19 protein-coding genes and 1 pseudogene are annotated in these 25,146 nt (G+C 69.7%); 12 read left to right on the forward strand and 8 right to left on the reverse strand.

The features are described from left to right. Positions 1–4 precede the first annotated feature (4 nt). The 4 genes from ACLBWH_RS14525 to ACLBWH_RS14540 are packed head-to-tail and all read right to left on the reverse strand — an operon-like array spanning position 5 to position 4,875. Positions 5–964 (reverse strand): alpha/beta hydrolase fold domain-containing protein, encoded by a 960-nt coding sequence (locus ACLBWH_RS14525; protein WP_447799601.1) that lies wholly within the window; start codon positions 962–964, stop codon positions 5–7. After that, complete coding sequence (locus ACLBWH_RS14530) at positions 961–2,514, reverse strand: acyl-CoA synthetase (RefSeq protein ID WP_447799602.1); 1,554 nt, start codon at positions 2,512–2,514, stop codon at positions 961–963. Before ACLBWH_RS14530 ends, ACLBWH_RS14525 begins: the two co-directional genes overlap by 4 nt. Continuing rightward, positions 2,511–4,076 carry a long-chain-fatty-acid--CoA ligase gene (locus ACLBWH_RS14535; protein WP_447799603.1) on the reverse strand — a complete coding sequence of 522 codons (1,566 nt, stop codon included), beginning with the start codon at positions 4,074–4,076 and terminating at the stop codon, positions 2,511–2,513. The genes ACLBWH_RS14530 and ACLBWH_RS14535 overlap by 4 nt, the downstream gene beginning before the upstream one ends. A gap of 10 nt (positions 4,077–4,086) precedes the next feature. Next, the gene (locus ACLBWH_RS14540; protein WP_447799604.1) at positions 4,087–4,875 is read right to left on the reverse strand and encodes an enoyl-CoA hydratase-related protein; all 789 of its coding nucleotides are present in this window, start codon (positions 4,873–4,875) and stop codon (positions 4,087–4,089) included. Between the two features lie 228 nt (positions 4,876–5,103). Here ACLBWH_RS14540 and ACLBWH_RS14545 point away from each other — a divergent pair, with 228 nt between their 5' ends. Genes ACLBWH_RS14545 through ACLBWH_RS14565 form a run of 5 tightly spaced genes read left to right on the forward strand, consistent with a single transcriptional unit; the run spans position 5,104 to position 11,847 of the window. Then, the gene (locus ACLBWH_RS14545) at positions 5,104–7,206 is read left to right on the forward strand and encodes a 3-hydroxyacyl-CoA dehydrogenase NAD-binding domain-containing protein (RefSeq protein WP_447799605.1); all 2,103 of its coding nucleotides are present in this window, start codon (positions 5,104–5,106) and stop codon (positions 7,204–7,206) included. Next, complete coding sequence (locus ACLBWH_RS14550) at positions 7,199–8,374, forward strand: acetyl-CoA C-acetyltransferase (RefSeq protein ID WP_447799606.1); 1,176 nt, start codon at positions 7,199–7,201, stop codon at positions 8,372–8,374. Before ACLBWH_RS14545 ends, ACLBWH_RS14550 begins: the two co-directional genes overlap by 8 nt. 31 nt (positions 8,375–8,405) lie before the next feature. Next, positions 8,406–9,191: an SDR family NAD(P)-dependent oxidoreductase gene (locus ACLBWH_RS14555; protein ID WP_447799607.1), complete on the forward strand. Its 786-nt coding sequence runs from the start codon at positions 8,406–8,408 to the stop codon at positions 9,189–9,191. A 17-nt stretch (positions 9,192–9,208) separates the two neighbouring features. Beyond that, positions 9,209–10,369, forward strand: a complete 1,161-nt coding sequence (locus tag ACLBWH_RS14560; RefSeq protein ID WP_447799608.1) for an acyl-CoA dehydrogenase family protein — start codon at positions 9,209–9,211, stop codon at positions 10,367–10,369. A gap of 23 nt (positions 10,370–10,392) precedes the next feature. Continuing rightward, positions 10,393–11,847 carry an aldehyde dehydrogenase family protein gene (locus tag ACLBWH_RS14565; RefSeq protein WP_447799609.1) on the forward strand — a complete coding sequence of 485 codons (1,455 nt, stop codon included), beginning with the start codon at positions 10,393–10,395 and terminating at the stop codon, positions 11,845–11,847. A 78-nt stretch (positions 11,848–11,925) separates the two neighbouring features. Here the strand turns inward: ACLBWH_RS14565 and ACLBWH_RS14570 are convergent, their stop codons facing one another. Then, positions 11,926–13,227, reverse strand: coding sequence for an amidohydrolase family protein (locus ACLBWH_RS14570; protein WP_447799610.1), 1,302 nt, complete (start codon positions 13,225–13,227; stop codon positions 11,926–11,928). A 34-nt stretch (positions 13,228–13,261) separates the two neighbouring features. Here ACLBWH_RS14570 and ACLBWH_RS14575 point away from each other — a divergent pair, with 34 nt between their 5' ends. The 7 genes from ACLBWH_RS14575 to ACLBWH_RS14605 all read left to right on the forward strand — a co-directional run bounded on the left by ACLBWH_RS14575 (position 13,262) and on the right by ACLBWH_RS14605 (position 22,551). Further along, the gene (locus ACLBWH_RS14575; protein ID WP_447799611.1) at positions 13,262–15,445 is read left to right on the forward strand and encodes a penicillin acylase family protein; all 2,184 of its coding nucleotides are present in this window, start codon (positions 13,262–13,264) and stop codon (positions 15,443–15,445) included. Between the two features lie 139 nt (positions 15,446–15,584). Then, positions 15,585–16,394 carry a bacteriorhodopsin gene (locus ACLBWH_RS14580; protein ID WP_447799612.1) on the forward strand — a complete coding sequence of 270 codons (810 nt, stop codon included), beginning with the start codon at positions 15,585–15,587 and terminating at the stop codon, positions 16,392–16,394. Positions 16,395–16,426: 32 nt separating this feature from the next. After that, positions 16,427–17,251, forward strand: coding sequence for a Brp/Blh family beta-carotene 15,15'-dioxygenase (locus ACLBWH_RS14585; RefSeq protein WP_447799613.1), 825 nt, complete (start codon positions 16,427–16,429; stop codon positions 17,249–17,251). A 111-nt stretch (positions 17,252–17,362) separates the two neighbouring features. Next, positions 17,363–18,742 (forward strand): dihydrolipoyl dehydrogenase, encoded by a 1,380-nt coding sequence (locus ACLBWH_RS14590; protein WP_447799614.1) that lies wholly within the window; start codon positions 17,363–17,365, stop codon positions 18,740–18,742. Positions 18,743–18,849: 107 nt separating this feature from the next. Then, the gene (locus ACLBWH_RS14595) at positions 18,850–20,202 is read left to right on the forward strand and encodes an alpha/beta fold hydrolase (protein ID WP_447799615.1); all 1,353 of its coding nucleotides are present in this window, start codon (positions 18,850–18,852) and stop codon (positions 20,200–20,202) included. Beyond that, positions 20,199–21,737, forward strand: a complete 1,539-nt coding sequence (locus ACLBWH_RS14600) for a GMC family oxidoreductase (protein WP_447799616.1) — start codon at positions 20,199–20,201, stop codon at positions 21,735–21,737. The genes ACLBWH_RS14595 and ACLBWH_RS14600 overlap by 4 nt, the downstream gene beginning before the upstream one ends. A 10-nt stretch (positions 21,738–21,747) precedes the next feature. Then, positions 21,748–22,551, forward strand: a complete 804-nt coding sequence (locus ACLBWH_RS14605; protein ID WP_447799617.1) for an SDR family NAD(P)-dependent oxidoreductase — start codon at positions 21,748–21,750, stop codon at positions 22,549–22,551. Positions 22,552–22,695: 144 nt separating this feature from the next. Here ACLBWH_RS14605 and ACLBWH_RS14610 read toward each other — a convergent pair. The 3 genes and pseudogenes from ACLBWH_RS14610 to ACLBWH_RS14620 all read right to left on the reverse strand — a co-directional run. Further along, positions 22,696–22,821: pseudogene (locus ACLBWH_RS14610) on the reverse strand (oxidoreductase); the annotation flags it as partial. 126 nt (positions 22,822–22,947) lie between these two features. After that, the gene (locus ACLBWH_RS14615; RefSeq protein ID WP_447799618.1) at positions 22,948–24,099 is read right to left on the reverse strand and encodes an ROK family protein; all 1,152 of its coding nucleotides are present in this window, start codon (positions 24,097–24,099) and stop codon (positions 22,948–22,950) included. Positions 24,100–24,232: 133 nt separating this feature from the next. After that, positions 24,233–25,102: a DUF6528 family protein gene (locus tag ACLBWH_RS14620; protein ID WP_447799619.1), complete on the reverse strand. Its 870-nt coding sequence runs from the start codon at positions 25,100–25,102 to the stop codon at positions 24,233–24,235. Positions 25,103–25,146 lie beyond the last annotated feature (44 nt).

The following is a 25,146-nucleotide window of genomic DNA, read 5'->3' on the forward strand; positions in this document are numbered from 1 at the left end:
TGGCTCAGCCCTTCGCGGGAACGGGGGACGCATCGCCGCGCAGGAATGCGGCGATGCGTGCACGCGCCTGCCGCGCCTCGCGGAAATCATAGGCCTGGAAGACGTGCGGCATGCCGGGCCAGATCTCGACATGGACGTCGGGGGTCGCGGCGGCGAGCCGCGTCGCGTCGTCGAGCAGCCGCTCGCTGCTGCCGACCTGCACCAGCAGCGGCGGCAGCCCGGACAGATCGGCGAACAGCGGCGAGCAGGAGGGGTGCGCGGGATCGGCAGCGCCGCAATAATAGACCGGCGGCGGCATCGGCTGGCCGCCGAACATCGGGTCGCGCTCCGCATTGCCGCGGATCGATGTGCCCGAATAACTGAGGTCGGTCATCGGCGAGAGCAAGGCGATCGCGCGCGGCAGCGCGAGCCCGGCATCGCGTGCCCGCACCATCGCGCCGAGCGCCAGCGCGGCGCCGGCGGAATCGGCGACGACGACGATATGCCCCGCCTCGACGCCGGTGCCGAGCAGCGCGCGATACACCGCGAGACAATCGTCCTGCGCGGCCGGATGCACATGCTCGGGCGCGAGCCGATAGAGCGGCAGCACGACGCGGCCGATCCCCGCCGCCCGCGCGATCCGCGCCGCGAGTAGGCGATGCGCGTGGAGCGAGCGGAAGAAGAAGCCGCCGCCATGGACGAACAGCAAGGTGTCGCCGCGCCGCGGCGGCGCCGGAGCGCGGATCGTCAGGTCCTCCGCCGCGACGCCGCCGATAGGCACGGCGCGGACGTCGAACGGCAGGCTCGCGCTGCGCCGCAGCCGCGCCATCGCCGCATCGACGCCGTCGAGCTTCGCGCGCGCGGCGATCAGCGCGGCGGGGTCGGCGACGTCGAGCGGCGTCCTGGCGCGCATCGCACGCAACAGCCGGTTGGTCAGTCGTGCGCCGAAACCGGGGCGGCCCGGGACGGGTTCGATGATGCTCATGTCGTCGCGCTCCAATAGCGGTCGCGGATCAGCCGCTTGTAGAGCTTGCCGGTCGGCTGGCGGGGCAGCTCGGCCATGAAGTCGATCCGCCGCGGCGTCTTGGCCCCCGAGAGCTGGCCGCGCAGCCACTGGCGCACGTCCTCGGCGAACGCGGGATTGGCATCCACCCAGTCGACCGGCTGGACCACCGCCACCACCATCTCGCCGAGATCGGGGTCGGGCGCGCCGACCACCGCCGCATCGGCGATCCGCGGATGGGTGACGAGCAGATTCTCGATCTCCTGCGGATAGATGTTCACGCCGCCCGAAATGATCATGAAGCTCTGCCGGTCGGTCAGGTAGAGATAGCCGTCCTCGTCCATCCAGCCGACATCGCCCAAAGTGGTCCAGCCGTGGCGATTGGCGGCGTCCGCGGTCTTCTGCGGGTCGTTGTGATAGGCGAACGCCGGCCCGCCCTCGAAATAGACCGCACCCTCGCGACGCGGCGGCAGGGGGGCGCCAGCCTCGTCGCAGATATGCAGCGTACCGATCAGCGCCTTGCCGACCGAACCCGGCTTGCCGGCCCATTCCTCGGGGCCGATCATCGTCCAGCCATTGCCCTCGGTCCCCGAATAATATTCGAACAGGATCGGCCCCCACCAGTCGATCATCGCCTGCTTCACCGGCACCGGACAGGGCGCGGCGGCGTGGATCGCGACGCGCAGCGACAACAGGTCGTGGCGGCGGCGCACCGCCTCGGGCAGCTTGAGCAGCCGCACGAAATGCGTCGGCACCCATTGGCTCGCCGTCACGCGATGGCGCGCGATCGTCGCGAGCGCGAGTTCGGGATCGAACCGCTCCATCACCACCACCGTCCCGCCGAGCCGCTGCACCGTCATCGACCAGTGCAGCGGCGCGGCATGATAGAGCGGCGCGGGCGAGAGATAGACGGTGTCGCGGGTGAAGCCGAACCGCTCGGCGGCGATGCGCGTCAGCAGCGGCGGCGCCGCGATATCGGGATCGTCGGGCAACGGCCAGCGCACGCCCTTGGGCCGGCCGGTCGTTCCCGACGAATAGAGCATCAGCGCGCCCGCCGCTTCGTCCGCGATCGGCGTCGCCGGCATTGCCGCCGCCTCCGCATGCCAGTCGCGAAATCCCGCGATCGGCGCGTCGAGCATGAACGGCGCGAGCTGCGGCAGCCGTGCGGGCAGATCGGCGGCAACCGCAGCGTGGGCGGGCGAGGTGACGAGCAGCTTCGCGCCCGAATCGACGAGGATATATTGGGCCTCCACCGCGGTCGCGCCGGACGGCAGGCAGACGAGATACAGGCCGCTGCGCTGCGCCGCCCAGGCGAGTTCGAACACGCCGACGTGGTTTTCGAGGAACAGCGCGACGACGTCGCCACGCTTCAGCCCGGCGCCGCGGAAGAGCTGCGCGCCGCGATTGGCGCGGCGTTCGAGCTGCCCGTAACTGACGATCTCGCCGCTCGCCTGCATCAGGACGGCGGCCTTGTCCGGATCGCGCTGCGCGTGATCGCGGGGATGGTCGGCGAAATCCGGGAAAACGGTCATGCGACGACCCGGTCGGCCGGCACGGCATATACGGCACGCAGGTCCTGCTTGAGCACCTTGCCCGCCGCATTGCGCGGCAGCGCGGCGACGAATGCCACCGATCGGGGCAGTTTGTAGCCCGCGATCCGCGCCAGCGCATGCGCGATCAGATCGTCCCCGGTCGCGGCTGCTCCGGGCGCGAGCACGACGATCGCCTTCACCGTCTCGCCCCAGCGCGGATCGGGAACGCCGATCACCGCGACCGCCGCCACCGCCGGATGATCGGCGAGCGCATTCTCGACCTCGATCGGATAGATGTTCTCGCCGCCCGAGATGATCATGTCCTTGATCCGGTCGCGCAGGAACAGATAGCCGTCCGCATCGAGATAGCCGGCGTCGCCGGTGCGCAGCCAGCCGTCGGCGCCGATCGTCTCGCGCGTCGCGGCGGGCAGGTTCCAATAGCCCGCCATCATCCCCGGGGTGCGCACGCAGATTTCGCCGACGACCAGCGGCGGCAGCGCCTCGCCGGCCGGATCGACGATGCGGATCGCGCTGCCCGACATGACGCGCCCGACCGAGGCGAGACGGTCGCCGACCGGACGGAGATGATCGTCGGGGGTCAGCGCGACGAAGCTGCCGCAGGTTTCGGTCATGCCGTAATATTGGACGAAATCGCAGCCCAGCCGCGTCAGGCAGCGCGCGAGCAGCGTCGGCGGCATCGGGCTGGCGCCATAAACGATCTGGCGAAGCGATCCGCTGCCGATGCCGGCCTCCTCCCAGCGTTCGATCAGCATCTGCAACGCGGCGGGCACCATCATCGCATGCGTGACGCCATCCTCGGCGATCGCCCGTTCGACCCCCGGTATCGAGAATTCGCGCAGGATCACCGAACCGCCGCCGCCATGGAACGCGCCGAGCGCCCAGCCCGACCCGGAGACGTGGAACACCGGCATCGCGACCAATGCGAGCGCGTCCGGCGTCCAGCGCCGCCACGGCTCGCCGCCCCGTTCGCCGGCTTCGAGCGCGCCGAGGATCGAACCGTGCGTCAGCATCACGCCCTTGGGCCGCCCGGTGGTGCCGGAGGTATAGAGCTGGAGGGCGACGTGATCGCGGTTCACCGCCCCCGCCTCGTGGGGCAAGGGCGCCGCGGCATCGCGCCACGCGGTGAAATCCCGGACGGGATCGTCGCCGGGCTCGATCGCGATCACCCGGTCGGGGGGCATTAGCCCTACGGCGGCATCGCGGAAATCGTCGGTCGCGAACAACAGCTTCGGTGCGGCATCGGCGAGGATCTGCGCATGTTCGGCGGCGGCGAGGCGCCAATTGAGCGGCACCGTTATCACGCCGGCCAGCCCGGCGCCGAACAGCAGTTCGAAGAACAGATCGCTGTTCTTGCCCAGATAGGCGACGCGATCGCCCGGCCGGCAACCCGCCGCGACGAGCGCGCCCGCGACGCGGCGGATATGCGCGGCGAAAGTACCGAAATCGGTCGTCCGCCCCTCGAACCTGAAGGCCGTCGCGGTGGGCCGCACCTGCGCGTGGAACGCGGCGACCTCGCCGAGATTGTCGAACCGTCCGGTCATCGCCGCCCCCTCACCCACCGGTGAAGACCGGCGCGCGCCGGTCGAGAAAGGCCCGCGCGCCCTCGGCGAAGTCGCGGGTCAGGCCGGCGTCGCGCTGGTCGATCCGTTCGCGCGCCAGCGCCTCGGTCAGCCCGCTCTCCAACCCGTCGCGGACCGCCCGTCGCAGCAGCGCATAGGCGCGGGTGGGGCCGGCGGCGAGCCGCGCCGCCAGCGCGCGCGCCGCATCGGGCAGCGCCGCATCCTCCTCGACGCCGTGAACCATGCCCCAGGCCAGCGCGGTCTCCGCCGGCAGCCGGTCGCCGAGCATCATCAGCGCCATCGCCCGCCCTCGCCCGATCTGCCGCGGCAGCAGCCAGGTCGCGCCGAGATCGGGCACCAGCCCGACCTTGACGAACGCCTGGACGAAATAGGCGGAGCGCGCCGCGAGGATGATGTCGCCCGCCAGCGCCAGCGAGAAGCCCGCGCCCGCCGCCGCGCCGTTCACCGCGACCACCAGCGGCTTGGGCATCGCGAACAAGGTTTCGAGCAGCGGATTGAAATAAAGCTCCAGGCTTTCGCCGACGTCGATCGCGTCGGCGCCGATGTCGCCGGCCAGATCGGCGCCGCTGCAGAAGGCACGTCCCGCTCCGGTGAGCAGCACCGCCCGCACCGCCCCGTCCGCCGCGATCGCGCGCACCGCATCGAGCAATTCCACCGCCATCGGCACGGTCAGCGCGTTGAGGACGGCCGGACGGCGCAGCGTCAGTTCCGCGACTCCGTCGCGCACCACCAGACCGATATGCGCATAAGCCTTCGTCATCCGCTCCTCCGCCGGCCGTTATCCGTCCGATTAAACCGGCGCCCTCTTCCGCCGCCGACCGACCCTGAGTAGCGCTTTCGAGGTACAAAGATCAACCCGATCCAGCCGTATTAATTGTACGTTTAATTACCCCTTTCCAAAACCTGCGGCTTGCGCCATCAGACGACCGACATGATCGGTTCGGTCGCCTTGCCGTGGCGGACCGACGACGCAGGAAGGAGGGGCAGCATGCCGTTGAAAACGCTGGAACCACGCGACGGCATCGCGACGATCGTGATCGATTCGCCGCCGGTCAACGCGCTCGGCCTGGCCGTACGGCAGGCGATCGTCCGCGGCATCGACGCCGCCGTCGCCGATCCCGACGTCACCGCGATCGTGCTCCTCTGTGCGGGGCGCACCTTCTTCGCGGGTGCCGACATCACCGAATTCGGCAAGCCACCGGTCCAGCCCGATCTCCACGCGGTGATCGCGCGGATCGAACAGGCGCCCAAGCCGGTGATCGCCGCGATCCACGGCAATGCGCTCGGCGGCGGCCTCGAAGTGGCGCTGGCCTGCGACTATCGCATCGCGGAGCCGGCGGCGAAGCTCGGCTTGCCCGAAGTCTCGCTCGGTCTGCTCCCCGGCGCAGGCGGCACCCAGCGTCTGCCACGCATCGTCGGCGCGCGCGTCGCGCTCGACATCATGCTCGGCGGCAAGCCCGTCCCGGCGGCGCGCGCGCTGGCGCTCGGCATCGTCGACCGGTTGAGCGCGCCGGAGCGGCTGGCCGACGATGCGCTCGCCTTCGCCCACGCCATCGTCGCCGACGGCACCCCGCGCCGCCGCGTCCGCGACCGCGACGACCGGATTGCCGAGGACCGCGGACAGCCCGGCCTGTTCGACGCGATCCGCGCGGATCATGCGGCGCTGCTGCGCGGCTTCCGCGCGACGGCGAACATCATCGCCGCGGTCGAGGCGGCGGTCGCCTTGCCCTTCGACGAAGGCATGGCCCGCGAGGCAACGCTGTTCGCCGAGCTGCTCCACAGCCGCGAATCGGAAGCGCAGCGTTACGCCTTCTTCGCCGAGCGCGAGACCGCCAAGATACCCGGCCTGCCGGCCGGCGCGGCGAGCGCGATCGCCACGGTCGGCGTGATCGGCGCCGGCACGATGGGCGGCGGCATCGCGATGAACTTCCTCGCGATCGGCGTACCGGTCACGCTGGTCGAGACGGACCGGGCGGCGCTCGATCGCGGCATCGCGACGATCCGCCGCAATTACGAGGCGAGCGCGCGCAAGGGCCGGCTCGACGCCGTCGAGGTCGAGCGGCGCATGGCGCTGCTGACCGGAACGCTGGAGATCGCCGATATCGGATCCTGCGACCTCGTCATCGAGGCCGCCTATGAAAGCATGGCGGTGAAGCAGGCGATCTTCGCCCGGCTCGACGCGGTGGCGAAGCCGGGCGCGATCCTGGCGTCCAACACCTCGTTCCTCGATCTCGATGCGATCGCGGCGGTCACTCGCCGCCCGGAACAGGTGATCGGCCTGCATTTCTTCTCGCCCGCCAACGTCATGCGGCTGCTCGAGGTGGTGCGCGGCGCGCGCACCGCGCCAGCGGTGGTCGCGACCGCGCTGCAGCTCGCCAAGCGGATCGGCAAGCTGCCCGTCCTGTCGGGCGTGTGCGAAGGCTTCATCGCCAATCGCGCGATGGGCGCGCGCATGGCGCAGGCGGATGCACTCGCGCTCGAAGGCGCCAGCCCGCAGCAGATCGACAAAGTGCTGGTCGAATACGGCTTTCCGATGGGTGCGTTCCAGATGCTCGACCTGATCGGGCTCGACGTGATCGGCCGCGATGCCACCGAACGGACGCCGATGGGCGATCTCGTCGCGCGCGGCCGGCTGGGACAGAAGAGCAATGGCGGCTTCTACGATTACGACGCGCAGCGCCGCGCCGCGCCTTCACCGGTCGCCGACGAGGTGATCGCCGCACTAGCCGCCGCGAAAGGCATCGCGCGCCGCAGCTTCACCGATCGGGAACTACGCGAGCGGCTGCTCTATGTGGTCGTCAACGAAGGCGCGAGGATCCTCGACGAGGGGATCGCGCGGCGCGCCTCCGACATCGATATGGCGCTGATCGCCGGCTATGGCTGGCCGGTCTATACCGGCGGGCCGATGTTCTGGGCCGATACCGTCGGTCTGCCGACGATCGTCGCGACGCTGGCGGCGCTGGCTGAGCGCCACGGCCCCGCCTTCGCCCCCTCGCCGCTGCTGGTCCGCCTCGCGGAAAGCGGCGGCACGCTGCATCGCGCGGTCGCCGCGCCGCCCCTCCCCATTCTCGAAGGAGCCGTACATGGCTGAAGCCTATATCGTCGATGCCGTCCGCACCGCCGGCGGGCGCCGCAACGGCGCGTTGAGCGGCATCCACCCGGCCGATCTCGCCGCGGTCGTGCTCGACGCACTCGTCGCGCGGACCGGGATCGACCCCGCGCAAATCGAGGACGTCATCATGGGCTGCGTCGGCCAGGGCGGCGAGCAGAGCACGCAGGTCGGCCGCAACGCCGTCCTCGCCTCGCGCCTGCCCGACAGCGTGCCGGCGGTGACGATCGACCGCCAGTGCGGATCGTCGCAACAGGCGGTGCACTTCGCCGCGCAGGCGGTGCTCTCCGGCACGCAGGACATGGTGATCGCCGCCGGCGTCGAGAGCATGAGCCGCGTGCCCATGGGCTCGACCGTCGCGCTCTACGCGCAGGCGGGGCTCGGCACCGGCCCGTGGAGCGAGGCGGCCAAGCGCCGCTACGGCGTCACCGCGTTCGACCAGTTCACCGGCGCGCAGATGATCGCCGACAAATATGGCATCACGCGCGAACAGGCCGACGCTTTCGCGCTGTCGAGCCATCGCAAGGGCGCCGCCGCAGTCGCGGCAAGCGTGTTCGATCGCGAGATCGTCCCGGTCGCGATCACCCGGCCCGACGGGTCGCACGCGATCCATGCCGCCGACGAAGGGCTGCGCGCCGACGCCTCGCTCGCCGGGCTCGGCGGGCTCAAGCCGGTGGTCGAGGGCAGCAGCATCACCGCGGGCAATGCCAGCCAGATCTGCGACGGCGCCTCGGCCATGCTGATCGTCAACGAACGCGCGCTGAAGGCGCACGGGCTGACCCCGATCGCGCGGATCGACTCGCTTACCGTCACCGCCGGCGATCCGGTGGTGATGCTGGAAGAGCCGATCAACGCCACCCGCACCGCGCTGCGCCGCGCCGGCCGCTCGCTCGCCGAGATCGACCTGTACGAGGTCAACGAGGCGTTCGCGCCGGTCCCGCTCGCCTGGCTGCGGATGCTGGACGCCGATCCCGACCGGCTCAACGTCCATGGCGGCGCGATTGCGCTCGGCCATCCGCTCGGCGCGTCGGGCGCGAAGCTGATGGCGACGCTGGTCCATGCGCTCGGCCGCACCGGCGGGCGCTTCGGCCTGCAGACGATGTGTGAGGGCGGCGGCATCGCCAACGTCACCATCGTCGAGCGGCTGTGATCGCGCGACCGACCCGCTGGAGGACCGATCCATGAAACTCGACAGTCCCATCGCCGCCGTCGTCACCGGCGGCGCCTCCGGCCTCGGCGCCGCCACCGCCCGTGCGCTCGCGGTCAGGGGCGTCCGCGTCGCGCTGTTCGACCTCAACGCCGAACTCGGCGAGCGTGTCGCCGCGGAGATCGGCGGCATCTTCTGCGCGGTGGACGTCACCGACGATGCCTCGGTCGACGCCGGCTTCGCGCAGGCGCGCGCCACCCACGGCCAGGAGCGCGTGCTGGTCAATTGCGCCGGCACCGGCAATGCGATCAAGACGGTGAGCCGCGACCGGACGACCGGCGAATTGCGCCACTTCCCGCTCGCCGACTTCGAGAGGATCATCCAGATCAACCTGATCGGCACCTTTCGCTGCGTCGCCAAATCGGCGCTCGGCATGGCGGCGCTCGATTCGGTCGACGAATCGGGCGAGCGCGGCGCGATCGTCAACACCGCCTCGGTCGCCGCCGAGGACGGCCAGATGGGCCAGGCCGCCTATGCCGCGTCCAAGGGCGGCGTGGTCAGCCTGACGCTGCCGCTGGCGCGCGACCTGATGAACGAGGGCATCCGCGTCAACACGATCCTGCCCGGCATCTTCAGCACGCCGCTGCTGCTCGCCGCGCCCGATCATGTGAAGGCGGCGCTTGCCGCGTCGGTCCCCTTCCCCAAGCGGCTGGGCGACCCGGCGGAATTCGCGGCGCTCGCGCTGCTGATGATCGAGAACGGCTATTTCAACGGCGAGGACGTGCGGCTCGACGGCGCCATCCGCATGGCCCCGCGCTGATCCCCGGAGACACCGAGATGCGCCAGTTCACCGACGACCAGAGCCTGTTCCGCGACGCCTACCGCCGCTTCCTCGACGCCGAGATCGCGCCGCATATGGAGCGCTGGCGCGAGGCGGGGATCGTCGATCGCAGCGCGTTCAAGAAGGCGGGTGATCAGGGTTTCCTGATGATCTGGCCGGACGAGGCCTATGGCGGGCTCGGCGACGACGATTTCCGCTACGAACAGATCATTATCGAGGAAACGGTGCGCGCCGGCTGCGCCGCCTGGTACAACACGCTGCACAGCCGGCTCGTCGGCCCCTATTTCCAGCGCTTCGGCAGCGAGGACCTGCGCCGCCGCATCCTGCCCGGCTGCGTCAGCGGCGACACGATCCTCGCCATCGCGATGACCGAGCCGGGCGCGGGCTCCGACCTCGCCGGGATGCGCGCCACCGCCGAGGATCGCGGCGACCATTTCCTGCTCAACGGGTCGAAGACCTATATCTCGAACGGGATCAACGCCGATATCGTCGTCGTCGCGGCGAAGCTGGCCGGCGCCGACACGCCGCGTGCGCTCGTGCTGCTCGTCGTCGAGCGCGGGATGGAGGGGTTCGAGCGCGGCCGCAATCTCAAGAAGATGGGCCTGTCGGCGCAGGATACCGCCGAATTGTTCTTCGCCAACGTGAAGGTCCCCAAGGCCAATGTGCTCGGCGAGCCGGGGCGCGGCTTCTACCATCTGATGGAGGGGCTGGCCGAGGAACGGCTGATCGCCGCGGTCGGCGCCGCCGCCAACGCCCGCCGCGCCTTCGACGTGACGCGCGATTACGTGATGCAGCGCGTGCTGTTCGGCCAGCCGCTCGCGCAGCAGCAGAACACCCAGTTCCGGATGGCCGAGCTGGATGCCGAGATCGACCTCGTCCAGACCTATGTCGACCATTGCGTCGCCGAGCATAATGCCGGGCGGCTGACCGGCAACATGGGCGCCAAGGCCAAGATGCTGTCGACCGAGACCGAATGGCGGATGATGGACCTCGGCGTCCAGCTCCACGGCGGCGCGGGCTATATGGACGAATATCCGATCAGCCACATGTTCACCGACGCGCGCGTCAACCGCATCCTCGCCGGCAGTTCGGAGGTGATGCGGCTCATCATCGGCCGCGACATCTTCTCGCAGACCTATCGCAGCCTGCTCGCCTGACGAGCGAAAGAGGAGGACGTCGGATGACGCCGAACGATGATTTCGCCATGCTGATCGACGGCAAGCCCGTATCCGCGGTCGACCGGCTGGCGGTGACCAATCCCGCGACCGAGCGCGTCATCGCTCATGTCCCCGATGCCTCCAGCCAGGATCTGGACGCCGCCGTCGCCAGCGCCCGCGCCGCGTTTCCCGGTTGGGCGGCGACCCCGATCGCGGCGCGGCGCGCGGCGCTGGAGGCGATGGGCGACCGCATGCTGGCCGATATCGCCACGCTCAAGCAGCTGCTGACCAGCGAACAGGGCAAGCCGCTCGCCGAGGCCGAGGGCGAAATCGGCGCCGCGGCCTATTGGCTCAAGGCAACCGCCGCACTCGAATTGCCCGGCGGCGTCATCGAGGATACGCCCGAGCATCTGGTCGAGATGCAGGCCGTGCCGCTCGGCGTGGTCGCTGCGATCGTGCCGTGGAACTTCCCGGTGCTGCTGGCGATGTTCAAGCTGGCGCCGGCGCTGCTCGCCGGCAACACGATGGTGCTCAAGCCCTCGCCCGTCACGCCGCTGACCCTGCTCCGCTTCGGCGCGCAAGTCGCCGACCTGTTGCCGCCGGGCGTGCTCACCATCGTCACCGGTGGCGATCGGCTCGGCCCCTGGCTCACCGCGCATCCCGGTATCGACAAGGTGAGCTTCACCGGATCGACGGACACGGGGCGGCAAGTGATGCGCAGCGCCGCGGCCACGCTCAAGCGGATCACGCTGGAACTCGGCGGCAACGATCCCGCGATCGTGTTGCCGGACGTCGATCTGGAGGCGGTCGTCCCGCGCCTGTTCTGGGCGGCCTTCGGCAATGCCGGGCAGGTCTGCATCGCGGTCAAGCGCCTCTATGTCCATGCCGCCATCTACGACCGGCTGCGCGATGCGCTGGTCGCCTATGCCCGCACGGTCCGGATCGGCGACGGGGCTGCCGAGGGCACGCAGATCGGCCCGCTTTCCAGCGGCGCCCAGCGGGATCGCGTGACGAACCTGATCGCGGACTGTCGGGCGCATGGTTACACCCTCGCATCGAGCGAAGATCCCGCGCCCGGTCCCGGCTATTTCGTGCCTGTGACGATCGTCGACAATCCCCCGGACGACAGCCGGATCGTCCGCGAGGAGCAATTCGGCCCGATCCTGCCGCTGCTGCGGTTCAGCGCGGTCGACGAGGTCGTCGCGCGCGCCAATGCCGGCGATTATGCGCTCGGCGCATCGGTGTGGAGCGCGGATGCGGGGCAAGCCCGCGACATCGCGACGCGTCTGGCCAGCGGCATCGTCTGGATCAACGAGGTGCAGCATCTCTCGCCGACCGTGCCGTTCGGCGGCCGCCGCCAGTCCGGCATCGGCATGGAAAACGGGATCGAGGGACTGAAGGCCTATTGCGACCTTCGTACGATCGTCACGCGCAAGAGTCCGGCTCAAGCCCAGAACCTTGGGGAAACGGAGCAATGACCGATTTCGGGAAGCGCGCCGCGGCTTTTCGTGATTTGTGACTAGGAGCAGAAATAACTCGAGTGCCTGCACGCTCGATTACGTGGCAGGCATAATTGAGCCGTTTTTCATCACCAATCTAATATGTTCAACGGCGGCGATGTCGGTGGTGGGATCGCCTGCCACGGCGATCAGATCGGCGAGCAGACCGGTTTTCACCGCACCGAGTTTCTCGGCAAGGTGGAGCCAGCGCGCGTTGCCGGAGGTCGCGGCGATCAGCACCTGCGCCGGTCGCATCCCCGCGCCGACGAGCAACTCCATCTCGCGCGCGTTCTTACCATGCGCGAATACCCCGACATCGCCGCCCATACAGATCGGCACGCCGGCTTTCAGCGCCATCCGCAGGCTCGCGCGATTGACTTCGACCGCACGCGGCGCAGGATCGCTGCCGTTCCAGCCGCGGTAGCGCGACGTCGCGTCCGACGCGGCGAGCGTCGGGCATAGCGCTATCCCCTTGGCTGCCATCGCCGCGAAGATTTCCGGCGTACCGCCATATCCGTGCTCGATCGTGTCGGCGCCGGCGGCGATTGCGCGCCGCATGCCCTCTGCGGTGGCGGCGTGGACCGCCACCGGGCGTCCTGCGTCGTGCGCGGCGGCGACCGCCGCGGTCATCTCGGCGAGGCTCAGCGTCGCGCGGCTGTCCTCGCCCGGACGCCAGCGATAGTCGGCATAGAGCTTCACCCAATCGGCGCCCGCGGCGATCTGGCGGCGCACCGCCGCGACGATCTGATCGACGCCCGACACCTCCTCGGCGCCCTGCGGCACGGCGACGCCGGGTTCGAAGCCCTTCGGGCCGTAGGCGCCCAGCGCGACGATCGCGCGCGTCGCGACCGACAGCCGCGGTCCGGGTACGATCCCCTGGTCGATCGCCGCCTTCAACCCGACATCGGCATAGCCCGCCCCTTCGGTGCCGAGATCGCGTTCGCTGGTGAAGCCGGCGAGCAGCGTCGCCTTCGCATGCGCGACCGCGCGGGCCGTGCGCAAAGCTAGCGGCTCGTGCAGGACCTGATCGTCCCAGCTCGTCTCGTCATAGGGATGCAGGAACAGGTGGCCATGGCCCTCGATCATACCGGGCATCAGCGTATCCCCCGCCAGATCGACGATCCGGGTCCCGGCGGGCACCGGCAGGTTCGGCCCGACCGCGACGATCCGCTCGCCGCTGACGAGCACCTGCCAGCCGGGGTGGACGATCCCGTCGACGCCATCGAAGACGCCGGCCGGTTTCAGGAGGATCGACGCCGGCCCCGACGCTGGTCCCGACGCCGGCGGCGCTGCGGGCACCGCGCTCGCCGGGGTCAGCAGCAGCATTGCGAGCAGCAGTTCGATCGTTCGCCGACGCATGGTCTTTCCCCTTGTCCCGCCTTAGGCTGCGGGCATGGATAAGGTCCTTCGGCGCATGCGCAATCCGGTGATCCTGTTGGCGCTGCTGACGGCCGCCCCGAGCCCGCCGCCGACCGAAGCGACACGCTGGCAGGCGCAGGCCGCGCGCGTCACGATAACGCGCGACGATTGGGGCATCCCGCATGTCCGCGGCCAGACGGATGCCGACGCGGTGTTCGGCCTGATCTACGCGCAGGCCGAGGACGACTTCCCCCGCATCGAGGCCAATTACCTGACCGCGCTCGGCCGTACCGCGGAAGCGCTGGGCGAGGATGCAATCTGGGCCGATCTGCGCCAGCGGCTGTTCGTCGATCCGGCCGAGCTTCGGGCCGACTATGCCGCCAGCCCGGCCTGGCTGCGCACGCTGATGCAGGCCTGGGCCGACGGGCTGAACTGTTATCTGGCGACCCACCCGCAGACCAGACCCAAGGTCCTGACCCGCTTCGAACCCTGGATGGCGCTGAGCTTTACCGAGGGCAGCATCGGCGGCGATATCGAGCGGATCACGCTGAGCGACCTCAAGACCTTCTACGGCACGCCCACCCCGCCGACCCCGGAGGATCTGGGCGCGGTTCCGCGCGAGCCCGCGGGATCGAACGGTATCGCCATCGCGCCGCGCCTGACCGCGAACGGCAATGCGCTACTGCTCATCAATCCGCACACCAGTTTCTATTTCCGGTCCGAGGCGCAGATGACGAGCGGCGAAGGCCTGAACGCTTACGGCGCCAGCACCTGGGGCCAGTTCTTCATCTATCAGGGCTTCAACCCCAAGGCAGGGTGGATGCACACTTCGTCGACGGTCGACAATATCGACGAATTCGCCGAGCGGATCGTGCGGGCCGGCGCGGGCTACGCCTATCGCTACGGCAGCGACCAGCGCCCGGTCGCGACCCGCACCGTCACGCTGCGCTACCGCAGGGACGACGGCACGATGGGCGAGCGGCGCTTCACGACCTATCGCACGCATCACGGCCCGATCGTCGCGAGGAAGGCGGGGCGCTGGATCGCGACGGCGCTGATGTGGAAGCCCGTCCCCGCGCTCGAACAAAGCTATCTGCGCACCAAGGCGACCGATCTGGCGAGCTATACGGCGGTCGCCGACCGCAAGGCGAATTCATCCAACGACACGCTGTTCGCCGACGACAAGGGCGAGATCGCGTTCCTGATGCCGCAGTTCATGCCGGTCCGCAGCGACCGGTTCGACTATACCCGTCCCGTCGACGGCAGCGATCCGGCGACCGACTGGCACGGGCTGCACAGCCTCGCCAGCCTGCCGAACGTGGTGGGCCCGCGCACCGGCTGGGTGCACAATACCAACGACTGGCCGTGGAGCGCGGCGGGGCCGGACAGCCCGCAGGCGAAGGACTATCCGCGCTATATGGATCAGGTCGGCGGCAACGCGCGCGGCGTGCACGCCGATCTGCTGCTGACCGGCAAGAGCGGCTGGACGGCCGAGAGCCTGCGCGCCGCCGCCTTCGATCCTTATCTGCCCGCCTTCGCGCGATTGCTGCCCGGCCTCGTCGAGGCGTGGGACGCTTTGCCCGCCCGCGATCCGCGCCGTGCCTCGCTCGCCGCGCCGGTCGCCTTGCTGAAAGCGTGGGATCACCGCTGGAGCCGCGATTCGGCCGCGACCAGCCTCGCGGTGTTCTGGGGCGATCATCTGTGGCGCGAGGTCGGCGGCTTCGCGCAGGCCGAGCGGCTGAACGTCCCCGATTATATCGCCACCCGCGTCGGTGCGGACGCCAAGCTCGCCGCGCTGTCGGAGGCGGTCGACCGGCTGACCCGCGACTTCGGCGGCTGGCGGGTACCGTGGGGAAACATCAATCGGTTCCAGCGGATCGACGATGCGATCGCGCCGCACTTCGACGATGCGGCGCCCTCCATCCCCGTGCCCTTCACGTCGGCGCAATGGGGCAGCCTGGCCTCGTTCGGTGCGAAACGCTGGCCGGGGACGAAGCGCTATTACGGCACCAGCGGCAACAGCTTCGTCGCGATCGTCGAATTCGGTCCACGCGTGAAGGCGATGGCGGTGATGGCCGGCGGGCAGAGCGGCGACGTGCGCTCGCGCCACTTTACCGACCAAGCGGCACGCTATGCGCAGGGCAGGCTCCGCCCGGTCTATTTCTATCCCGACGAATTGAACGGGCATATCGAACGTCGCTATCGGCCGGGCGGCTAGCGCCTACATTGCGCAGCGGCCCGGTCGCGTCGAGCCGCGCAGGCGTCGCGGTGACGGCATGGGTCGGGCAAACGCCGGTCCCGACGGCGGATCGCGAAGACCGACATCTTCTCGCCGTCCCGCTCATCATGACAGTTGGATGAACTTCACCGACGCATGGACACAAAAAGACACAAATCCAGTTATTACGGGCGGGTCGGCGCCGGGTCGTCCCCACGAATTGGGGTCATCCCATATGGATCAAACTGCCTTCCTCCTCGGGTTCACGATCATGTCGCTGGGCTCGCTCGCGATTTACGTCACCGGAAAAAAAACGCATCCCTCGGGCCATCATACCCTCCTGCACGCCAGCGTGCCGTTCATCGCGGCAACGGCCTATCTCGCCATGGCCTTCGGCATCGGGACGCTGTTCAAGATCGACGGATCGATCACCTATCTCGCCCGGTATCTCGACTGGTCGGTGACCACACCCATCCTCCTGTCGAGCCTCGTTCTGCTCGCCTTCCACGAACGCGGCAGGACCGGCGAGGTCGGCGGTCACCTGACCGCGATCATCGTCCTCGACGTGTTGATGATCGTCACCGGTCTCGTCTCGTCGCTAGCGGGCCCTTCGCTGGCGAAGTGGGTCTGGTATGGCTGGTCCTGCGTCGCGTTCCTCGGCGTGCTGTATCTCCTGTGGGGACCTTTGCGCACGCTGGCGATGAGCCGCGGCGCCGCATTGGGGGCGGCCTATAACAAGAACGTCGCCTTCCTTACGATCATCTGGTTCCTGTACCCGATCGTCTTCCTGATCGGGCCGGAGGGGATGAAGATCATCGCGGATCCGGCATCGGTCTGGGCGATCCTGATCATGGATGTCGTCGCGAAGGTCGTTTACGCTTTCTACGCCGCCAGCAACCTCGACAAGGCGCTGGCCGAACATGGTGACGAGCGCGGCCATCGGTCATGACGACGCGCGCGTCGGCGATCGGCGGCAGCCTATTGCTGGCGGCAGCCTCGGCCGTCGCCTTAGGGTCGCTGACCGTCCAGCTCGCCTTTGCCGTCGTGGCGATCGGCGTGATCGGCATGGCGCACGGTGCCAGCGACCTCGCGATCGTGGAGCGTCGTCAGCGCCCGTTGTTCCTCGCGCTCTATGCGCTCGTCGGCATCCTCTGCCTGTCGTGGTGGATCGCCGATCCCGCGGTGGCGTTGCCCGCGCTCCTGGTCGCGTCCGCCGTGCATTTCGGGCTTGAAGATGCACCCGACGGCTCGATCCTCGAGAAGATCGCGCGGGGGACGAGCCTCGTCGCCACACCTGCGACGCTCCATATGGGTGCGCTCACCGAGCTGCTGAGCCTTGCGGGTACGTCGACCTTCGTGCCGCCGATGGTGGCGGTGATGGCCTTCGCCGGCGGCGGGGCCGCGGCCTGGCTGATCGCCGGCGCCATTCAGCGCCGCGATGGTCGCCTTCTGACGGGGACGGCGGCGCTTCTCGTTCTGCCGCCTCTCGTCGGATTTTCGGTCGGCTTCCTTATGCTGCATGCGCTGCCGCAGACGGCCGAACGCAGCGATCAGCTCGGCTGCGCCGACATCGCCGACTATCTTCGGGCAACGGGGCCGATCCTGTTCAGTGCCGTGGTCCTGATCGGGATCACGGGCGGGCTGCTGCTGCGGCTCGATCCGTCGGGGGTACGCCCCTTGTTTGCCGGCATCGCCGCGCTCGCCGTACCGCATCTGCTCGTGACGCCATGGTTCGAACCGCTGGAGCGGCCGTTCGGGGCAATGCGGGGTCGGAGAAGGATGATGATCGGTATTAGCAACGGATAGAACGGACGCCGCGGCCCGGATCGTTCCGGGTCGCAATCGTCGCGCTATCGTCGCCCCGCAGAGATAATCCGGAACATCGTGGCACCTCAATACCTTGTCGATCAACGAACAGTGATCCTCAGGTGGAGACGGGTATTGAACGAGCGCACATGCGATGTGGCGATCATCGGAGCGGGCACCGCGGGGTTGAAGGCCTATAAGGCAGCGGTGGCGCGCGGCGCCGACGTGGTGATTGTCGAGCGCGGACCCGGCGGGTCGACCTGCACGCGTGTCGGCTGCATGCCCTCCAAACTGCTGATCGCCGCGGCGCGCGTCGCGTATCAGGCCCGCAAGGCGGGCGAATTCGGGATCGTGACGGGTGAGGTCTCCGTCGATGCCGCCAAACTGTGGAGCCGTGTCCGGCAGCAACGCGATCGCTTCGTCGACTCGGTTCTCGACGACTATCATGCCATCCCCACGGACCGCGTCGTCCATGGCAGCGCCCGCTTCACCGGTCCGCGGACGATCGCGGTCGGCGACGACCGGATCACCGCGCGCCGCGGCATCATCATCGCGACCGGCGGACATCCGATCATCGCCGAGACGCTCGATCCGGTCCGCGACCTCGTCCATACCCACGAGACGATCTTCGAACTCGCCGATCTCCCTGCGACGATGGCGGTGCTCGGCGCCGGGCCGCTGGGGCTCGAACTGGCCCAGGCCTTCGCCAGGCTCGGCGTCGCGGTCACCGTCATCGATGAGGGCGAGATGATCGGCGGCCTCAAGGACCCGAAGACGAATGCGGCCGCCATCGCGGCGATCGGCGAGGAATTCGCATTCCAGCTCGGCGTCGACGCATCCGCGGCGCTGACCGACGACGGTCGTGCACGACTGAGCTGGTCGGGCGGCGCGGTCGAGGTCGACCTCGTCCTCGCCGCGACCGGGCGGCCGCCGTCGCTCGACGGGCTCGATCTCGATACCACGGGCATCGCGCTGGACGATCATGGCACGCCGGTTTTCGAGAAAAATACACGCCGCTGCGGCGACAGCGACATCTTCATCGCCGGCGACGCCAATGCGTGGCGCCCCGTGCTGCACGAAGCGGCGCGCGGTGGTCGCATCGCCGGCGATGTCGCGATGGGCGGGCCATCCGCCAAGCCCCTCCCGGCCTTCGCGATCGCCTTCACCGAACCCAATCTGACGGAAGTCGGTATGTCGTTCGATGATTTGCCGGAGGATGTCCGGATCGGCGAGGCGAGTGTCGCCGACAACGGCCGGGCGACCGCGGATGGCGAGGATCAGGGGCTGGTCCGCCTGTATGCCGATGCCGACGGCAAGCTGCTGGGCGCTTCGATCGTCGCCCCGGAAGGCGAACATCTCGGCCATCTCGTCGCGCTGGCGATCGAACGCGGCATGGATGCGGCGGCCTTCGCCGATCAGGCCTGGTACCATCCGACGCTGGAGGAACTGCTGCAAAGCGCCGCGCGCGATCTGCTCGGCGACGACGGATGACCGCGGCGCGACCCTGCTAACATAAGATAATTCGTCGCAGGGCGATATCCACCGGAACGGACCGGTCGCTGCATCGTCGGGGCATGCAGTTGATTTTGCGAGGGTGCATGACCGGACCGACGGTGGTATTTCTTCATGCGCTCGGCGCCAGTGCGGGTGAGTGGACGCAAGTCGTCGATCGCCTGCCGGGGCGGGATTGCGTCGCGCTCGACCTTCCCGGGTTCGGCGACAGGGCGGATGCCGGATATGCCGGTGTCGACGCGATGGCGGACTGGCTGGCGGACGAGGTCCGCTCGCGCGCGCCGGCGTCCTGCGTGCTCGTCGGGCACAGTATGGGCGGCAAGATCGTCACGCTCGTCGCGGCGCGCGCCGCCGCCGGAGAGATCGGCCTGTCGGGGGTGCTCGGCGTCGTGCTCGTCGCGGCCTCGCCCCCGTCGCCCGAACCGATGGACGAGGATCGCCGCGCCGAGATGATCGGCTGGTTCGCCGCGGGGCAGGCCTCCAGCACCGATGCGGCGACGTTCGTCGATGCCAATAGCGCGACGCCGCTGGCGGGTCCGCTGCGCGACGCGGCGATCGGCGATGTGCGGCGGTCGAACCGGGAGGCCTGGCTCGGCTGGCTCGAACGCGGCAGCCGAGAGGATCGGGCCGCCGATGCCGACCGCATCGCGATCCCCGCGCTGATCGTCGCCGGCGCCGAAGACGGCGACCTCGGCGAGAACGCGCAACGCCGGCTCAACCTGCCGCATTATGTCACCGCCGACCTGCAAGTCGTGGCAGGCGCGGCGCATCTCATCCCGTACGAGCAGCCGGACGTGCTCGCCGCGCTGATCGACGGCCATGTGGCGACGGTCGCCGGCGCCGCCCTGCCCGCGGAGTTCGCGACGATCCTCGGCTCCGATCGCGTCAGTCGCGCGACGCGCGCGGCGATGCTGGCGCGGATGCGCCCGCCGGCCGCGGCAACGGGCTGGACGGCGGAGGAACGGGCGACGACCGCAGCGCTGGTCGCGCGCATCCTGCCCGACTGCGGCGGGGCCGATGCCTTGGCGGATCGCATCCTGGCCGGCATCGCCCAAGGTCCCGGCGACGGCTGGCGGTTCGCCGCCCTGCCGCCCGATCGCGCGGCATGGCAGCGCGGGCTCGCCACCCTGGCGACCGCATCCGGCAGCTTCGCCGCGCTCGCGCCCGATGCGCAGAGCGGGCTGCTGGAACGCATCGCCGGCGGTCAGATCGGCAGCGTCGACGATGCGGCGCGCCTCTCGCCCGAGCAGATGGCCTTGTGGTTCGAGGACGTGCGCGCCGAGACGGTGCGGGTGTGGATGTCGCTGCCGGCGACGATGGCGGCGATCGGCTATGACGGCTTTGCGGTCGGCGGCGACGGGCGGCGCAAACAGGGCTATACCCGCACCGGCGCCGACGATCCGGAAGCCTGGCAGCCTTCGTTGGAGCGCATCGCGTGACGGCATCGCGCTATGCCGCGGCGGAGGTGGTCGATGCCGTGGTGATCGGCACGGGCGCAGGCGGCGCGCCGCTCGCCGCGCGGCTTGCACAGGCGGGATTGTCGGTCGTGGCGATCGAGGCGGGCCGGGCCTTCCGGCCCGACGATCACGTCGCCGACGAGGTCGCGGCCGACATCTACTGGATGGAGGAGCGGCTGAGCGGGGGAGCGACGCCCACCGCCTTCGGTTCGAACAATTCGGGCATGGGGGTCGGCGGGTCGACGCTGCATTGGGGCGCCTTCTGCCCCCGCCCCGATCCGCGCGATCTGCAACTGAAGACGCTCACCGGCGAAGGCGCGGACTGGCCGATCGATCACGCCGAGCTGATCCGCTACATCGACGCGGTCGAGCGGTTCACCGGCGTATCCGGCCCGGCCGATTACCCCTGGGATGCCACCCGCCGCTACGCTTATCCCCCCGTCGCGCGCAACGCCGCGGCCGACGCGATGGCGCGGGGCTGCGCGGCAATCGGCATCACCGCCACCGACGCGCCGGCGGCCCTGGTCTCGCGCGATCGCGACCAGCCGCATTGGGGACAGCGGCAGGGCTGCGTCAATTGCGGCACCTGCCATCAAGGCTGCCGCACCGCCGCCAAGACGAGCATGGACACGACCTATCTGCCCGTCGCGGTCGCCCATGGCGCCGAGATCCGCGCCGAGGCGCGCCTGCTGTCGTTCGAGTTCGACGGCAGCGGCCGGATCAGCGCAATTGTCTACCGGCAGGGCGGAGAGGAGCATCGCCAGCGCTGCGCCGCGGTCTTCCTGTGCGCCGGCGGCATCGAGACGCCGCGCCTGCTGCTCAACCTCGGCATCGCCAATTCGAGCGGTCAGGTCGGGCGCAACTTCATGGCGCATGTCGCGACGCAGATCTGGGGCCGGTTCGACGCCGACATGCGGATGAACCGCGGCTATCCCTCGTCGCTGATCAGCGAGGACATGATGCGGCCCGGTGATGCCGGCTGTGCCGGCGGCTATCTGATCCAGAGCCTCGGCGTGCTGCCCGTCACCCTCGCCACCGGCCTCGCCCGCGGGGCCGGCATGTGGGGCGAACGGCTGCAGAGCGTCCTGCGCGGATACAATCGCATGGCCGGGATCGGGATCAACGGCGAATGCCTGCCGCATGCCGACAATCGCCTGACGCTCAGCGACGAGGCCGACGCCTTTGGCCATCGCAAGGCGCGGATCGACTTCAGCTATCACGCCAACGAGCAGGCGATCGACCGTCACGCCCGGCGGACGCTCACCGACATCTGGGCCGCGGCGGGCGCAAGCGACATCTTCGCGGTCGACCGCTCCGCCCATACGATCGGTACGTGCCGCATGGGACGGGACGGCGACGCCGCGGTGGTCGATCCCGACGGCCGCAGCTTCGACGTTCCCAATCTGCTGATCTGCGACAATTCCGTCTTTCCCAGCGCGCTGGCGGCCAATCCCGCGCTGACGATCATGGCGCTGTCGCTGCGCACCGCCGACCGTTTTCTCGCATCCGACCGTTGAGGAGTTCGTCATGGATTTGGGTATCAAGAACCGTATCGCGCTGATCAGCGGCGCCGACTCCGGCATGGGCAAGGATACGGCGCGGCTGCTGCTGGAGGCGGGCGTGCGCGTCGCGATCACCGATCAGCCCGGCGGCACGCTGGACGAGGCGGTTGCCGAACTGGCCCCGCTCGGCGAGGTCGTCGCCGTGACCGGGGACGTGACCAGCCCCGATGACGTGCGGTCGATCTGGGCGGAGGTGCGCGACCGGCTCGGTCACCCCGATATCTACGTCAACGCCGCGGGGGTGACGGGGGCGACCGGCGACTTCCTCGACGTCGACGACGCCGGCTGGCAGCAGACGCTCGACATCAATCTCTTGGGCGCGGTGCGGATGTGTCGCGAGGCGATCCCGGCGATGCGCGGGAACGGCTGGGGCCGGATCGTCCTGTTCGCGTCCGAGGATGCGGTGCAACCCTATGTCGACGAACTGGCCTATTGCGCGTCGAAGGCGGGCATCCTCGCCCTCGCGAAGGGGCTGTCCAAGGCCTATGGCGGCGACAACGTGCTGGTGAACACCGTCTCGCCGGCCTTCATCGCGACGCCGATGACCGACACGATGATGCGCAAGCGCGCCGAGGAACGCGGCGAGAGCTTCGACGCGGCGATCGAGAGCTTCCTCGAAGAGGAACGGCCGGGCATGGTGCTCAAGCGACGCGGCCGCGCCGAGGAAGTCGCCGCGGCGGTCGCGTTCCTGTGCTCGGAGCGGGCCAGCTTCATCAACGGTGCCGGCATCCGCGTCGACTCGGGCTCGGTCTTCACCATCGCCGGATGAAGGCGCCGCGGTACCGCTGCGATCGCGGCGTTTCGTTGCGGTGGCGAGACCGTCAGGCGACACCATCAGCAACCGGCGCATACCGTCGGATACCGACGCCATCATATCCGTATCCGGCGGGCCCGGCGAGACGACGTTGACGCGGATGCCACGCGGCGCGAGTTTCGCCGCCGAGCTGTGCGTGTAGGGCCGCACAGCCGCCTTGGTCGCGGCATAGGTACGCAACGGCGTCACGCCCGTGCCGTCGGCGATCGACCCGACCAGCACCACCGAGGCTCCGTCGGTCAGCACCGGCAACGAGCCGGTGGAGGTGCAGGACGTCTACGGGCGGCGATTGCGGTAGATGCGGGCGGGCGTGGCGGATCGTCCGTGCGCCGCATGACGCCGATCAGCACGCTACGTGAAGAACGCGGCGCGCATCGGCAGCATCGCGGCGCCGATGACGGGCGCGTCGGCGCCGATCGTGGAGGCGACGATCCGTGGGGCGGGACGATGATGCCCGCGACGTTCGGGGTTGGTGAAGCGGATGCGCGCGGCGATGCGATCGGCCAGCGCGGGCGGCAGCCTTCCCCCCAGCACGATCAATGCGGGATCGAGCGTCGCGGAGATCGCCGAGGCGACGAGGTTGAGCGAGGGCGCGCAAGCGTCGAGCCAGCCGTCGACCACGGGATCGTGCGGATCGAAGCCGGCGAGCATCGCATGCAGGTCCGGCCACGGCTGCCCCCGCGCGGCGAGCCACAGCCGCAGCGTCTCCAGATTGGGTTGCGCCCAGCCTTCGGGCAGGATCGAGGCGAACTCGCCGGCGTTGCGATGGGCGCCGCGCAGCGGCGCGCCGTCCGCGACCACGCCGCCGCCGAAACCCGCCGCGAAATAGAGATAGGCGAAGTCGCCGACCGTCCGTCCGACCCCCAGCATCGCCTCGCCCACCGCCGCGACGTTGCCGTCGTTGTCGACCCATAACGGCCCGCCGAGCCGATCGGCGAGCAACGTATCGAGCGGGATCAGCGCCCAGGGATCGAGCTGCGCGGGCGGATTGAGGCGCGCGCCGTCACCGATGAAATAGCCGGTGACGCCCACGCCGACGCCGATCCGCCGCGCCGGGTCCAGCCCGGCGGTCCCGACCGTATCGTCGATCAGGCGCGCTAGCTGATCGGCCGCGCGCGGGAAATCCGTGCTTTCGAGCGGGGCGGATGCGCGGGCCCGGATCGCGCCGGTAAGATCCATCAAGGCGAGCGATACCGCATCCGTCATGACGGAGATGCCGACGGCGAAGGCGGCATCGGCGCGCAAGCGCAGCGGCGCGCTCGGCTTGCCCCGGCCGGTGATCTCGGGCGCCCCCTCCCCCACCAGGCCGCGCTCCAGCAACGGCTCGACCAGCCGGGTGATCGAATGCGGCGCGAGACCGGTCGCCCGCGAAAGATCGGCCCGCGAGGCGGCACCCCGCTTCGACAGCAGGGTCATCACCACACGCTCGTTGGCGGTCGCCGTCCGACGGCCGTCCTCGCGCAGGAAGGATGCCGGAAAGGCGCCGGCGAACGGATCGGTCATCCGCCCTCGACACCGCGCCCGCCGCGCCTTGTCAACCGCATAGCGGCAACAGCGGCGCGGACCACGACCGGGCAGCGTCGCCGACCTGGAGGCCGCGCGGCCGCCGCAGACAGCGCGCCGGGGCGATGACGGCTCATCGCACCCAGCGCACCTTGTAGAGGTGCAGATCGGGCACCGGCACGTGCCGCCGGTCGCTGCCGTCCCGCCGCATCACCGTGAAACCGCGCGCCCACCAGCTCCCTTCGGCCTGGACCCAGGCGATACGGTCTTCCACCGCGCTCACCGCCTTGACCTGCCGGCTGGGGTTGAGCGGCGAATAGGGGGCGAAACCGCCACGATCGGGGTCGAAGCGCCATACGCCGTCGTCGGTCGTCAGATAATAGCCGCCGTCCGGGGCAGCCGACAGATCGTGGCCGTCGTGCCGGCCCGGGAGCGACCAGCGTGCGCTTTCGACCAGCCGCGGACCGGCGGCACCGCGGTCGAGGCGGAAGGCCTGGACGAGATCGTGCGACAGCGCGAACAGCCGCCGGCGGCGCGCATCCCACACCGCGCCATGACCGGAAGGCAGCGGCAGCGACTGGATCACCTGCTCGCTGTGCCGGATGTCGTACAGGTCGAGCCGGTCGCCGGCGGGATCGATCGACAGCGCGACCGCGACCAGCCCGCCGGGCAGCAGCGCCGCCGAATGCGCCATCGGCACGCGCGCGCGGAACCGCACCCGCCCGGTCGCGCGATCGATCAGCACCGCGCCGCCGGTGGATGCGGTGACGAGGATCGCGAGCCCGTTCTCGACCGGCTTGCACTCGTCGATATGGCCGAGCAGTCCGTCGCGATAGTCGGGCGGCAGATCGGCGGCGGCTTTCGCCGTCCAGCGCCACGACTCGGTGGTGCCGTTGCTGCCGATCGTCAGCTCACGCACCTGATCGTCGCCGCAGGCATAGACCAGGCCGGACACCTCCACCGACGCGGCGGCGAGCAGCATGCCGAGCAATATCATCGTCATAGGTCCCTTCGTCTGCACGGCTGCGCCAAATCGCGCCGCGTCAC

This window comes from Sphingomonas sp. M6A6_1c (assembly GCF_053345135.1).

Coding starts and splice junctions, on each gene's coding strand:
- ACLBWH_RS14550 (WP_447799606.1), top strand. CDS start 7,199: ATGGCTGAAGCCTATATCGTCGATGCCGTCCGCACCGCCGGCGGGCGC.
- ACLBWH_RS14540 (WP_447799604.1), bottom strand. CDS start 4,875: ATGACGAAGGCTTATGCGCATATCGGTCTGGTGGTGCGCGACGGAGTC.
- ACLBWH_RS14615 (WP_447799618.1), bottom strand. CDS start 24,099: ATGACCGATCCGTTCGCCGGCGCCTTTCCGGCATCCTTCCTGCGCGAG.
- ACLBWH_RS14595 (WP_447799615.1), top strand. CDS start 18,850: ATGACCGGACCGACGGTGGTATTTCTTCATGCGCTCGGCGCCAGTGCG.
- ACLBWH_RS14555 (WP_447799607.1), top strand. CDS start 8,406: ATGAAACTCGACAGTCCCATCGCCGCCGTCGTCACCGGCGGCGCCTCC.
- ACLBWH_RS14565 (WP_447799609.1), top strand. CDS start 10,393: ATGACGCCGAACGATGATTTCGCCATGCTGATCGACGGCAAGCCCGTA.
- ACLBWH_RS14535 (WP_447799603.1), bottom strand. CDS start 4,076: ATGACCGGACGGTTCGACAATCTCGGCGAGGTCGCCGCGTTCCACGCG.
- ACLBWH_RS14570 (WP_447799610.1), bottom strand. CDS start 13,227: ATGCGTCGGCGAACGATCGAACTGCTGCTCGCAATGCTGCTGCTGACC.
- ACLBWH_RS14580 (WP_447799612.1), top strand. CDS start 15,585: ATGAACTTCACCGACGCATGGACACAAAAAGACACAAATCCAGTTATT.
- ACLBWH_RS14605 (WP_447799617.1), top strand. CDS start 21,748: ATGGATTTGGGTATCAAGAACCGTATCGCGCTGATCAGCGGCGCCGAC.
- ACLBWH_RS14525 (WP_447799601.1), bottom strand. CDS start 964: ATGAGCATCATCGAACCCGTCCCGGGCCGCCCCGGTTTCGGCGCACGA.
- ACLBWH_RS14530 (WP_447799602.1), bottom strand. CDS start 2,514: ATGACCGTTTTCCCGGATTTCGCCGACCATCCCCGCGATCACGCGCAG.
- ACLBWH_RS14545 (WP_447799605.1), top strand. CDS start 5,104: ATGCCGTTGAAAACGCTGGAACCACGCGACGGCATCGCGACGATCGTG.
- ACLBWH_RS14620 (WP_447799619.1), bottom strand. CDS start 25,102: ATGACGATGATATTGCTCGGCATGCTGCTCGCCGCCGCGTCGGTGGAG.
- ACLBWH_RS14575 (WP_447799611.1), top strand. CDS start 13,262: ATGGATAAGGTCCTTCGGCGCATGCGCAATCCGGTGATCCTGTTGGCG.
- ACLBWH_RS14560 (WP_447799608.1), top strand. CDS start 9,209: ATGCGCCAGTTCACCGACGACCAGAGCCTGTTCCGCGACGCCTACCGC.